The sequence below is a fragment of the Citrobacter koseri ATCC BAA-895 genome, from assembly GCF_000018045.1.
Taxonomy (GTDB): domain Bacteria; phylum Pseudomonadota; class Gammaproteobacteria; order Enterobacterales; family Enterobacteriaceae; genus Citrobacter_B; species Citrobacter_B koseri.
Map to the genome: position 1 here is coordinate 3,484,582 of NC_009792.1, position 13,182 is coordinate 3,497,763.

Genomic DNA, 13,182 nt, shown 5'->3' on the forward strand with positions numbered 1-13,182 from the left:
GATAGCGTGCTTATGCCCCTGTCTTTCCCTACCTCCTTTGAATTACCCGTCCCATCAGGGATAATACCCACACAATGTGTAATCTCAGGATCGCGATGAAACATTCTCTGCAACGCCGCGCTGGACGAAAACGCCAGATGAAACTCGGCACGACCGTGATATTGATGGTCAGCGCCGTGTTGTTCTCCGTGCTGCTCGTCGTCCATCTGATTTATTTCTCACAGATCAGCCACATGACGCGCGACGCGCTGGCAGACAAAGCGCTGGCGGTCGCCCGTACGCTGGCGGACTCCCCGGAAATTCGCCAGCGTATGAAGCAAAAGCCGACAGAGAGCGGCATTCAGGCGATCGCCGAGGCGGTTCGCAAACGCAACGATATGTTATTTATCGTGATTACCGATATGAAGAGCATTCGCTATTCGCACCCGGAAGCGCAGCGAATCGGCCAGCCGTTTAAAGGCGACGACATCCTGCTGGCGCTACAGGGGCATGAAAATGTCGCCATCAATCGCGGTTTTCTTGCCAAAGCGCTGCGGGTTTTCACGCCCATTTATGACGACAATCATCAGCAGATCGGCGTCGTGGCGATTGGCCTTGAGCTCAGCAGAGTAACGGAGCAGATCAACAACAGCCGCTGGAGCATCATCTGGTCGATTCTGTTCGGCGCGCTGGTGGGGCTGCTGGGCACTTACGTGCTGGTGAAGGTGCTCAAACGCATCCTGTTCGGCCTGGAGCCGTATGAAATTTCCACGCTGTTTGAGCAGCGCCAGGCGATGCTGCAATCCATCAAAGAGGGGGTAGTCGCCGTTGACGACGGCGGCGAGGTGACATTAATCAACCAGGCGGCGCAGGAACTCCTCGATTACCGCAAATCACAGGATGACGCGCACTTATCCTCGCTTAGCCACGCCTGGTCGCAGGTAGTGAATCTGAACGACGTGCTCCGCGACGGTACGCCGCGCCGGGATGAAGAGATTACCGTTAAAGATCGTCTGCTGCTTATCAACACCGTTCCGGTACGCAGCAATGGAAAAATCATCGGCGCGATCTCCACGTTCAGGGACAAAACAGAAGTCCGCCAGCTCATGCAGCGTCTGGACGGAATGGTCAACTACGCGGATGCACTCCGTGAACGATCCCACGAATTTATGAACAAATTACATGTCATTCTGGGATTATTGCATCTGAAGAGTTATAAGCAGCTTGAAGATTATATTATTAAGACGGCTAATAACTATCAGGAAGAGATCGGCTCACTGTTGGGGAAAATAAAGTCGCCCGTTATCGCAGGCTTTTTGCTCAGTAAGATTAATCGCACCTCCGATTTAGGGCACAGCCTGGTGATTAGCAATGAAAGTCGATTACCGGACAGCCGTAATGAAGATCAAATCACCGTATTGATTACCATTCTGGGCAATTTAATTGAAAACGCGCTGGAGGCGCTAGGTCAACAACCCGGCGGTGAAATCAGCGTATCCTTGCATTATCGGCATGGCTGGCTGCATTGTGAAGTCAACGATGACGGGCCGGGAATTGACCCCGAACGCATAGAGCAAATTTTTGACAAAGGTGTCTCGTCAAAGGGAACGGAGCGTGGCGTCGGTCTGGCGATTGTAAAACAGCAAGTTGAGAGTATCGGCGGCAATATTACCGTCGAATCGGAACCCGGGATCTTCACACAATTTTTTGTTCAAATACCCTGGGACGGGGAGAGGACCAGCATATGATCAATGTTTTAATTGTCGATGACGATGCGATGGTAGCAGAGTTAAACCGCCGCTATGTTGCGCAGATCGCTGGCTTTCACTGCTGCGGCACCGCGTCTACGCTGGAGAAAGCAAAAGCGTTTATCTTCGATGGCGAAAACCATATTGATCTGATTTTACTGGATATTTACATGCAGAAGGAGAACGGGCTGGACCTGCTGCCCGTCCTGCACAGCGCCGGATGCAAATGTGACGTCATCGTTATCTCCTCCGCCGCCGACGCCACCACCATCAAAGATTCGCTCCATTACGGCGTGGTCGATTATTTGATCAAACCGTTTCAGGCTTCCCGCTTTGAAGAGGCGCTGACCGGCTGGCTGCAAAAGAAAACGGCGATGGAGAAACACCAGTATTATGAACAATCAGAGCTGGATCGGCTGATTCACGGCAGTGCATCCAATGAGCCGGATACCCGACGCCTGCCTAAAGGGCTGACGCCGCAAACGCTGCGCACCCTGTGTCAGTGGATCGATGCGCACCAGGACCAGGAATTTTCAACTGACGAGCTGGCGAATGAGGTCAATATTTCCCGCGTTTCCTGCCGTAAATATCTTATCTGGCTGGTCAATTGCCATATTCTGTTTACCAGCATCCATTATGGCGTGACCGGCAGACCGGTTTACCGTTATCGTATTCAGGCCGAACATTATTCTTTACTTAAGCAATATTGCCAGTAGAAAAGAAGCCGCTTCGCATTATGCGTTATATAAAGGTAACAATTATTACAATAATGAAAAATAACAAAGGCACAAGTTACACCTTCAAAAATAGAGAATTTGTGCCAGATCAAATATGAACACAAATATGTTTTAATTCATCAGCTTATTATTCAGAAGCGTCACGTTGTTTTTAATTTCAAAAACGGTAACAAAAGTTAATTAAGTATTATGTGACTCGTAGAGTGTGTATTTTTAACTATAAAGGAGTAGTCTGGGATTCACCGGACACATAAAAAAAATTAAAATAACGCTATTTTTGTGAGCAGACGATATGTTCCTGAAATTCAGTGACATAGAATACAAAACACACAACCTGCCCTGCTCTTCTTTGTTAACCAGCCCATCGCCAGGGAGCTTCGTTCTCTGAATACGCCATAAACAGAAGCCAAGAATGACTCATGATTTACTGAAAAATTCTTATTTCATGTTTAGAGATTAATCATCAATACAGACAAAGCGAATATTCGTCAGGCTCTGAGGACAATTCACAAAAAACAGAACATGACTGTGATCTATTTATCAAAAATTAAACAGGTTTATCGCGAGGGTAGATAAATGTTATTTAGTATACAACTTATCATAATATTAGTGTGTTTGTTTTATGGCGCCAGAAAAGGCGGTATCGCGCTGGGTTTATTAGGCGGTATCGGTCTGGTCATTCTGGTCTTTGTTTTCCACCTCCAGCCGGGTAAACCGCCCGTCGACGTGATGCTGGTGATCATCGCCGTGGTCGCCGCCTCCGCCACGCTACAGGCCTCCGGCGGCCTGGATGTGATGTTGCAGATTGCCGAGAAGCTGCTGCGTCGCAACCCCAAATACGTCTCCATCGTCGCCCCGTTTGTAACCTGCACGCTGACCATCCTGTGCGGTACGGGCCATGTGGTGTACACCATTCTGCCCATCATCTACGACGTCGCGATTAAGAACAATATTCGCCCGGAACGTCCTATGGCAGCCAGTTCTATCGGCGCGCAGATGGGGATCATCGCCAGCCCGGTTTCTGTGGCGGTCGTTTCGCTGGTCGCGATGCTGGGTAACTTCACCTTTAACGGTAAGCATCTGGAGTTCCTTGACCTGCTTTCCATCACCATTCCATCGACCCTGCTGGGTATCCTGGCTATCGGTATTTTCAGCTGGTTCCGTGGTAAAGATCTGGATAAAGACGAAGAGTTCCAGAAGTTCATCTCCGTCCCGGAAAACTACCACTACGTGTATGGCGACACCGCCACGCTGCTGGATAAAAAACTGCCGAAAAGCAACTGGCTGGCCATGTGGATCTTCCTGTCGGCCATCGCCGTTGTCGCTCTGTTAGGCGCCTTCTCTGAACTGCGTCCGGTCTTCGGCGGCAAACCGCTGTCGATGGTGCTGGTCATTCAGATGTTCATGCTGCTGACCGGCGCGCTGATTATTATCCTGACAAAAACCAATCCTGCTTCTATCTCAAAAAATGAAGTCTTCCGTTCAGGTATGATCGCGATTGTGGCGGTGTACGGTATTGCCTGGATGGCGGAAACCATGTTCGGCGCGCACATGACTGAAATCGAAAGCGTGCTGGGCGAAATGGTGAAAGAGTATCCGTGGGCCTATGCGATTGTTCTGCTGCTGGTCTCCAAGTTTGTAAACTCCCAGGCGGCGGCGCTGGCGGCGATCGTTCCGTTAGCACTGGCTATCGGCGTAGACCCGGCTTACATCGTGGCGTCAGCACCAGCGTGCTATGGCTACTACATTCTGCCGACCTACCCGAGCGATCTGGCCGCGATTCAGTTCGACCGTTCCGGCACCACCCACATTGGTCGCTTCGTCATTAACCACAGCTTTATTCTGCCCGGTTTGATTGGCGTAAGCGTCTCCTGTGTATTTGGCTGGATCTTCGCCGCCATGTACGGGTTCCTGTAACAGCACCTTGCGTGCCGCCCGTTATCGCGCGGCACGCCATCTATACAATTCAAATAATTCAGGATAATTAAAAAGGCTGGAAGCATATGTCGAATAAAGAATTTATATATCAGGCGCCTTTCCCGATGGGGGAAGACAAAACGGAGTATTATCTCCTGACCTCCGATCACGTTAGCGTTGGCGAATTTGAAGGAGAGTCGATACTGAAGGTTGAGCCACAGGCCCTGACGCTCCTGGCCCAGCAAGCCTTCCACGATGCCTCCTTTATGCTCCGCCCGGAGCACCAGCAACAAGTCGCCTCCATTCTCCATGACCCCGAAGCCAGCGAAAACGATAAGTACGTCGCGCTGCAATTTTTACGCAACTCCGAAATTGCCGCTAAAGGCGTTCTGCCGACCTGCCAGGATACCGGCACGGCGATTATCGTCGGTAAAAAGGGCCAGCGCGTCTGGACGGGCGGCGGCGATGAAGCCGCGCTCTCCAAAGGCGTGTTCAACACCTATATCGAAGACAACCTGCGCTATTCGCAGAACGCCGCGCTGGATATGTACAAAGAGGTCAACACCGGCACCAACCTGCCCGCGCAAATCGACCTCTACACGGTTGATGGCGACGAATACAAGTTCCTCTGCGTGGCAAAAGGCGGCGGCTCGGCGAACAAAACCTATCTGTATCAGGAAACCAAAGCGCTGCTGACGCCCGGCAAGCTGAAAAACTTCCTCGTTGAGAAAATGCGCACCCTGGGCACCGCAGCCTGCCCGCCGTACCACATCGCGTTTGTGATTGGCGGGACATCGGCGGAAAGCACGCTGAAAACCGTGAAGCTGGCCAGTGCGCATTATTACGACGGTCTGCCGACTGAAGGTAACGAACACGGCCAGGCCTTCCGCGATATTCAACTGGAACAGGAACTGCTGGAAGAGGCGCAGAAGCTCGGCCTTGGCGCACAGTTTGGCGGTAAATACTTCGCGCACGATATCCGGGTAATCCGCCTGCCGCGTCACGGCGCGTCCTGCCCGGTCGGCATGGGCGTCTCCTGCTCGGCTGACCGCAACATCAAAGCCAAAATCAACCGTGAAGGGATCTGGATCGAAAAACTGGAGCACAATCCCGCGCAGTACATCCCGGAATCCCTGCGTCAGGCCGGTGAAGGCGAAGTGGTGAAAGTTGACCTCAACCGGCCGATGAAAGAGATCCTCGCCCAGCTTTCACAGTACCCGGTATCAACCCGCCTGTCGCTGAGCGGCACCATCATCGTCGGTCGCGATATCGCCCATGCGAAGTTGAAAGAGCGTATCGAATCCGGCGAAGGTCTGCCGCAGTACATTAAAGATCACCCTATCTACTACGCAGGCCCGGCGAAAACGCCAGCAGGATACCCGTCCGGCTCCCTGGGGCCAACCACCGCAGGACGCATGGACTCCTACGTTGACCTGCTGCAATCTCACGGCGGCAGCATGATCATGCTGGCGAAAGGCAACCGTAGCCAGCAGGTCACCGACGCCTGCCACAAATACGGCGGCTTCTATCTGGGCAGCATTGGCGGCCCGGCTGCGGTGCTGGCGCAACAGAGTATCAAGCATCTGGAGTGCGTGGAGTACCCGGAACTGGGTATGGAAGCGATCTGGAAAATCGAAGTGGAAGACTTCCCGGCGTTTATCCTGGTGGATGACAAAGGCAACGATTTCTTCCAGCAGATTGTCAGCAAACAGTGCGCGAACTGCGCGAAATAACCTGCCCGGCCCGGCGATCCTGTCGGGCCGTTTTTCCCTTTATTTACAGCATGATGGATACGCCGCTTACCCCCCGATGGCGCTACGTTTATCAGTCCTGTGGCGACGATCGCAGGTCGCCCCACAACCTTAAAAACTTAAGGTTGGCTTAATGTTGCTTTGCGAGGATCGGCGCACTTAGTTGATGGACATACCATAATGCTGAAGCGCGTTTTAAAAAGACCGACCCTCGGACACATTACCTGGCTGTTACTCCTTTCATTCTACATCGCCGTCTGTCTGAACATCGCTTTCTACAAGCAGGTGATGCAAGCCCTGCCGCTGGATTCAATGCACAACGTGCTGGTGTTTTTATCCATGCCGCTTGTCGCGTTTAGCGTCATCAATATCGTACTGACGCTGGCGTCGTTCCTGTGGCTTAACCGCCCGCTGGCCTGCCTCTTTATTCTGACGGGCGCCGCCGCGCAATACTTCATCATGACCTACGGCATCGTCATGGACCGCTCCATGATCGCCAACATGATGGATACCACACCGGCAGAAACGTTCGCGCTGGTCACGCCGCAAATGGCGCTTACGCTGGGATTAAGCGGCCTTCTGGCGGCGGTAATCGCCTGTAGCATCAAAATCAAACCGACCTCTCTGACATTACGCAGCGGCGCGTATCGCGCCCTCAACGTGCTGGCTTCGCTTCTGCTGATCGTGCTGGTCGCCGCCTGCTTCTACAAAGATTACGCCTCGCTTTTTCGCAATAACAAAGAGCTGATCAAGTCTCTCAGCCCGTCGAACAGCCTGGTCGCCAGTTGGTCGTGGTATTCACATGAGCGACTCGCCAACCTGCCTTTGGTACGCATTGGCGAAGATGCGCATCGCAATCCCGCGATGCTGAAAGAAAAACGGCATAATCTGACCATCCTGATCGTCGGCGAAACCTCGCGTGGGGATAACTTCTCGCTGTCTGGCTATTCACGGCAAACCAACCCGCGTCTGGCGCAGGATAATGTGGTCTACTTCCCGCACACCACCTCCTGCGGCACCGCAACGGCGATCTCGGTTCCCTGCATGTTTTCCGGTATGCCGCGTAAACACTACAACGAAGGGCTGGCGCACCATCAGGAAGGGTTGCTGGACATCATTCAGCGAGCCGGAGTTAGCGTGCTGTGGAACGATAACGACGGCGGCTGTAAAGGCGCCTGCGATCGCGTGCCGCATCAGGATATGACCGCGCTGAAATTGCCGGGTCAGTGCATTAACGGCGAATGTTACGACGAAGTGCTCTTTCACGGGCTGGAGGAATACATCAATAAACTCCAGGGCGACGGCGTCATTGTGCTGCACACCATCGGCAGCCACGGCCCGACCTATTATCACCGTTATCCGCCGCAGTTTGCGCAATTTACCCCGACCTGCGACACCAATGAAATTCAGACCTGTTCGCAGCAACAGTTAGTGAATACGTACGATAATACCGTACTGTACGTGGACTATATTGTTGATAAGGCAATCAATATATTAAAAGCGCATCAGGATAAATTCACCACCAGCCTGGTCTATCTTTCCGACCACGGTGAATCTTTAGGAGAAAATGGCGTCTATTTGCATGGGCTGCCATACGCCATTGCGCCGGATGCGCAAAAGCATATCCCGATGCTCCTCTGGCTCTCGGAGGATTATCAGAAACGTTACCGGACAGACCTGACATGTTTGCAAAAGCGGGCAGCCCAGGAGGATTTCTCGCAGGACAACCTTTTCTCAACCATGCTCGGATTAACGGGCGTACGGACCAGGAACTACCAGGCCGCAGACGATATTCTGCAACCTTGCAGGAGGCTAACTGAATGAAAATTCTGATTGTTGAAGACGATACGCTGTTATTACAGGGACTGATACTTGCTGCACAAACGGAGGGTTACGCCTGCGACGGCGTTTCTACCGCCCGGGCGGCGGAACACTGTCTGGAAACAGGGCATTACAGCCTGGTCGTGCTGGATCTTGGGTTGCCTGATGAGGACGGTCTGCATTTTCTGACGCGAATAAGACAGAAAAAATACACCCTTCCGGTATTGATCCTCACCGCCCGCGACACGCTCAACGACCGCATCACCGGGCTGGATGTCGGGGCGGATGATTATCTGGTGAAGCCGTTTGCGCTGGAGGAGTTACATGCGCGTATTCGCGCGCTGCTGCGCCGTCACCACAATCAGGGTGAAAGCGAATTGACCGTCGGCAATCTGATGCTGAATCTGGGGCGTCGTCAGGTGTGGCTGGCCGGGCAAGAGCTTATCTTAACGCCCAAAGAGTATGCGCTGCTGTCGCGGCTGATGCTCAAAGCAGGCAGCCCGGTACACCGTGAAATCTTGTATAACGACATCTATAACTGGGACAACGAACCGTCAACCAATACCCTGGAAGTGCATATTCACAACCTGCGCGACAAAGTGGGGAAATCACGTATCCGCACGGTGCGCGGGTTTGGTTATATGCTGGTTGCCGTTGAGGAAAACTAAGTGAACCTTACGCGTTTTCTGCACAGACCGATGACCCTTCGTCAGCGTCTGATGCTGACCATTGGCTCTATCCTGCTGGTGCTGCAACTGATCAGCACCTTCTGGCTATGGCACGAGAGCACCGAGCAGATTGAGCTTTTCGAGCAGGCGCTGCTGGAAGACAGGAATAACGATCGGCACATCAGGCATGAGGTTCGCGAAGCGGTCGCCAGCCTGATCGTTCCCGCCGTGTTTATGGTCAGCCTGACGCTGCTGATCTGCTATCAGGCCGTCCGGCGCATCACCCGCCCGCTTGCCGACCTGCAAAAAGAGCTGGAAGCCCGCACGGCCGATAACCTGACGCCCATCGACATTCACAGCTCGACGATTGAAATTGAAGCCGTTGTCTCGGCGCTTAACCAACTGGTCACTCGCCTGACGACAACGCTGGAGAATGAACGCCTGTTCACCGCCGACGTTGCCCACGAGCTACGCACACCGCTGGCGGGCGTGCGTCTGCATCTGGAACTGCTGGCGAAAGCGCACAATGTTAACGTCACGCCGCTGATTGCGCGTCTTGATCAAATGATGGACAGCGTCTCGCAGCTGCTGCAATTAGCACGCGTGGGGCAGTCGTTCTCATCCGGTAATTACCAGTCGGTGAAGCTGCTGGATGACGTGATCCTGCCCTCTTACGATGAACTGAACACCATGCTGGAAACACGCCAGCAGACGCTGCAACTGCCGGAAAGCACAGCAGACGCCACCGTGCGCGGCGATGCCACGCTACTGCGTATGCTGTTGCGTAATCTTGTGGAAAATGCGCACCGCTACAGTCCGAAAGGGTCAACCATCACCATTATCCTCAATAATGCGGAAAGCGACGCGATGATGGCCGTCGAAGACGAAGGGCCGGGAATTGATGAAAGTAAATGCGGGGAGTTAAGTGAAGCGTTTGTCCGCATGGACAGCCGCTATGGCGGTATCGGGCTGGGATTGAGCATCGTCTCCCGCATCACGCAGCTGCACCACGGGCAATTCTTTTTGCAAAACCGTGTGGGAACGACGGGAACCCGCGCGTGGGTGCTGTTGAAAAGAGATCAGTAAGTCGTGACCCAGACATACAGGAAACTGCTGACAATCAGCATACTGAACAGGGCTGTCAGACTTTCATACATTCGCGTTTTCATCACACTCTCCTCCGATGGTCTGGAGGAGAGTATGCCTGACGAAGATTAAGCGAACATTAAGATTTGTCGACCTGATAAACGCAGCCTGTAGGCCTGATAAGCGTAGCGCCATCAGGCAAAGGTGTTGCGCCGTCTGTAGGCCTGATAAGCGCAGCGCCATCAGGCGGTGCGCTAAAGCTTACTCGTCAATACGCGGATGCTGCTGCACTAACCGCGAACGTTTAGCCTGCAACTCCTCAATCTCCTGATCGATATCTTCGATTTTCTGCTCGATATTATCGTAGTGCTCGCCAAGGATTTCTTTCGCTTCCTGGATATCCGAGGCCGCTGGCGTCGCCCCTTTCAGCGGACGGTTGGCGGTCTCTTTCATGGTAATACCGGTAATAAAACCGACGACCGCAATCACCATCAGGTAATAGGCTGGCATCATCAGGTTCTGCGAGCTTTCCACCAGCCAGGCGGCCAGGGTCGGCGTCAGACCTGCAATCAGCACCGAGATATTAAACGCCGCCGCCAGCGCGCTGTAACGGATGTGCGTCGGGAACATCGCTGGCAGAGAAGAGGCCATCACCCCGGTAAAGCAGTTCAGGATCACCGCCAGCATCAGCAGACCGGCAAAAATCAGGCCGATAATATTACTGTTGATCAGAATAAAGGCCGGAATAGCCAGCGCAAACAGCGCGATACTGCCCATAATCACAAACGGACGACGACCGAAACGGTCACTGAGCAGCCCCATCACCGGCTGCACAAACAGCATCCCGATCATGATGGCGATAATAATCAGCACGCCGTGGTCTTCCGAGTAGTGCAGGTTATGCGACAGGTAGCTCGGCATATAGGTGAGCAGCATGTAGTAGGTCACGTTGGTGGCAATCACCAGGCCGATACACGCCAGCAGACTGCGCCAGTGTTTGGTTGCAATCTCTTTAAAGGAGACTTTTGGCCCTTCCTGCAAACCTTCGCGATCGCCCTGCTCCAGCTTATCCACATGCTGCTGGAAGGCCGGGGTCTCTTCCAGCGCATGACGCAGATAAAGACCAATGATCCCTAGCGGCAGTGCGATGAAGAACGGAATACGCCAGCCCCAGTCGAGGAAGTTCTCCTCGCCGACAACGGTGGAGATCAGCACCACCACGCCCGCGCCCAGCACGAAGCCCGCAATGGAGCCGAAGTCCAGCCAGCTTCCCATAAAGCCGCGTTTACGGTCTGGCGAGTATTCGGCGACAAAGATCGACGCGCCGGTATATTCGCCGCCGACCGAGAAGCCCTGCGCCATCTTACACAGCAGCAGCAGTATCGGCGCCCAGATGCCGATAGAGGCATAAGAGGGAATCAACCCGATACAGAACGTACTGATCGACATAATCACAATCGTGATGGCAAGAATCTTCTGGCGACCATATTTATCGCCGAGCATACCGAAGAATAAGCCGCCAAGCGGTCGAATCAGGAAGGGAACGGAGAAGGTGGCAAGTGCGGCAATCATCTGCACGCTGGGGTCAGCCCCCGGGAAAAATACTTTACCTAACGCGTAGGCGACAAACCCATAAACACCAAAATCAAACCACTCCATCGCATTACCCAGCGAGGCTGCGGTAATCGCTTTACGCAGTTTACCATCATCAATAATGGTCACATCGCGAAGCGTAATCGGTTTTACTTTTTTCCTTTTCAGCATAGCTGTCCTCGTAGACTAAGCCCTGTCTCGCTACATACTGCATTCATTGGCGCACAAAGCGCTAACGTCACCGTCGAGCGTTGGAATCGTGCGGGCACAATTCCTCGTAGAACAAGCGTAGCAGGTTTACTTACACTGACTGGTCAAGGTCTGTACAACCGAACCTGTTGACGCCTGATTGGGCGGTTAATGACCTCTTTACCCTACCAGTGTTTAAATTTGTGATCAACTTCACACATATATTGCCGTTTCGTCAGCGAGCGTAAATAAGGGCATTTTTATCTGTATTTTTACATTGTCAGCAAAGCGCATTATTGACAATAAATGGGAGGCGATTTCGTTATTCTTTTCGAAATATCACGTCCGTCACTATTATGCTGCTAGCAAAAAATCCGCCATAACTCTTCACAAACAATTTACAGCATTTTTAATAATCATCGCGTTCCCTGGCCTTTACGCAAAATATGTGATGAAGATAACTAAAACAGTGTTTTATTTTGATTGAATCAATATTCCACTGAATGCAAGATAACACCCGACGCAACATCCCTGAGGATTGTGACAAACAGACGTATGCCACATTCGATTATGTATCACGCAGGGAGAAAGAGGGTTTCCCGCCGTTCTCTTTGTGAAATAACAAATTGAAATTAAATAATATTTATCGACTTGTCCGTTAGTTCCGCGCGACAAGATGTGAGGACTTTTATGAAAATTAAAGCCACGATTGAACGCATCCCTGGCGGGATGATGTTGATCCCTCTGCTGCTCGGCGCAATTTTAAATACCCTGGCCCCGGATACCGGCGCCTATTTTGGTTCATTTACAAAAGGCATGATCAGCGGCACCGTGCCGATTCTGGCCGTCTGGTTCTTCTGTATTGGCGCCTCGATTGATTTGCGCGCTACCGGGACGGTATTACGTAAATCGGGTACGCTGGTTATTACTAAAATAGCCGTGGCGTGGGTGGTCGCGATGATTGCCGCCTCGTTTATCCCGGATACCGGTATTCAAACCGGCTTCTTCGCCGGTTTGTCCGTACTGGCGATCGTCTCCGCAATGGACATGACCAACGGCGGCCTGTACGCCAGCCTGATGAACCAGTACGGCACCAAAGAAGAGTCCGGCGCGTTCGTCCTGATGTCTCTGGAATCTGGCCCGCTGATGACGATGGTGATTCTGGGTTCCGCAGGCCTCGCCTCCTTCGAACCGCATCACTTTGTCGGCGCCGTGCTGCCGTTCCTGATTGGCTTCACATTAGGCAACCTGGACCACGACCTGCGCGCGTTCTTCAGCAAAGCTACGCCGGTGCTGATCCCGTTCTTCGGCTTTGCGCTGGGTAACACCATTAACCTGAGCGTGATTGTCGATACCGGCCTGCTGGGTATCCTGCTGGGTGTCGCGGTTATCATTATTACCGGTATCCCGTTGATTATCGCAGACCGCGTCATTGGCGGCGGTAACGGCACTGCGGGCGTCGCGGCCTCCTCTGCGGCAGGCGCTGCGGTAGCGAACCCGGTGATCATCGCGCAGATTAACCCGGCGTTTGAACCCGTCGCCGCGTCCGCCACGGCGCTGGTTGCCGCCAGCGTGATTGTGACGGCGATTCTGGTTCCGATTATCACCGCCCTGTATGCAAAACGTTTCGGCAACGTCCCGGCGCCGGGCAACGCGGAGGCAAACCCAACGGAATCCCTCCATCACTAAACGT

Annotated in this window: 10 protein-coding genes; 8 read left to right on the top strand and 2 right to left on the bottom strand. The window is 53.0% G+C overall.

The window, feature by feature from the left end; genetic code table 11:
- The first annotated feature begins 95 nt into the window (after positions 1-95).
- The 7 genes from CKO_RS16025 (at position 96) to pmrB (ending at position 9,707) form a co-directional block, all read left to right on the top strand.
- A complete protein-coding gene (locus CKO_RS16025; RefSeq protein WP_024130815.1) occupies positions 96-1,727 on the top strand; it encodes a sensor histidine kinase in 1,632 nt (543 codons plus the stop codon).
- Positions 1,724-2,443: a two-component system response regulator DcuR gene (gene dcuR, locus CKO_RS16030; RefSeq protein WP_012134518.1), complete on the top strand. Its 720-nt coding sequence runs from the start codon at positions 1,724-1,726 to the stop codon at positions 2,441-2,443. Before CKO_RS16025 ends, dcuR begins: the two co-directional genes overlap by 4 nt.
- Before the next feature lie 597 nt (positions 2,444-3,040).
- Positions 3,041-4,381 (top strand): anaerobic C4-dicarboxylate transporter DcuB, encoded by a 1,341-nt coding sequence (dcuB, locus tag CKO_RS16035; RefSeq protein WP_012134520.1) that lies wholly within the window; start codon positions 3,041-3,043, stop codon positions 4,379-4,381.
- Between the two features lie 86 nt (positions 4,382-4,467).
- On the top strand, positions 4,468-6,114 hold the full coding sequence (gene fumA, locus CKO_RS16040; RefSeq protein WP_012134521.1) for a class I fumarate hydratase FumA: 1,647 nt from the start codon (positions 4,468-4,470) through the stop codon (positions 6,112-6,114).
- Between the two features lie 198 nt (positions 6,115-6,312).
- Positions 6,313-7,956 carry a phosphoethanolamine transferase EptA gene (gene eptA, locus CKO_RS16045; RefSeq protein ID WP_012134523.1) on the top strand — a complete coding sequence of 548 codons (1,644 nt, stop codon included), beginning with the start codon at positions 6,313-6,315 and terminating at the stop codon, positions 7,954-7,956.
- Positions 7,953-8,621 (top strand): two-component system response regulator PmrA, encoded by a 669-nt coding sequence (gene pmrA, locus CKO_RS16050; RefSeq protein WP_012134524.1) that lies wholly within the window; start codon positions 7,953-7,955, stop codon positions 8,619-8,621. The genes eptA and pmrA overlap by 4 nt, the downstream gene beginning before the upstream one ends.
- Positions 8,622-9,707, top strand: coding sequence for a two-component system sensor histidine kinase PmrB (pmrB, locus tag CKO_RS16055; protein ID WP_024130816.1), 1,086 nt, complete (start codon positions 8,622-8,624; stop codon positions 9,705-9,707).
- Here the strand turns inward: pmrB and pmrR are convergent.
- Together pmrR and proP are read right to left on the bottom strand one after the other, a co-directional pair.
- Positions 9,701-9,790, bottom strand: a complete 90-nt coding sequence (gene pmrR, locus CKO_RS22020) for an LpxT activity modulator PmrR (RefSeq protein WP_052303351.1) — start codon at positions 9,788-9,790, stop codon at positions 9,701-9,703. The genes pmrB and pmrR overlap by 7 nt on opposite strands.
- Before the next feature lie 178 nt (positions 9,791-9,968).
- On the bottom strand, positions 9,969-11,471 hold the full coding sequence (proP, locus tag CKO_RS16060; protein WP_012134526.1) for a glycine betaine/L-proline transporter ProP: 1,503 nt from the start codon (positions 11,469-11,471) through the stop codon (positions 9,969-9,971).
- Positions 11,472-12,179: 708 nt separating this feature from the next.
- Here proP and kdgT point away from each other — a divergent pair.
- On the top strand, positions 12,180-13,178 hold the full coding sequence (gene kdgT / locus CKO_RS16065) for a 2-keto-3-deoxygluconate transporter (protein WP_012134529.1): 999 nt from the start codon (positions 12,180-12,182) through the stop codon (positions 13,176-13,178).
- The last annotated feature ends 4 nt before the right edge of the window (positions 13,179-13,182 follow it).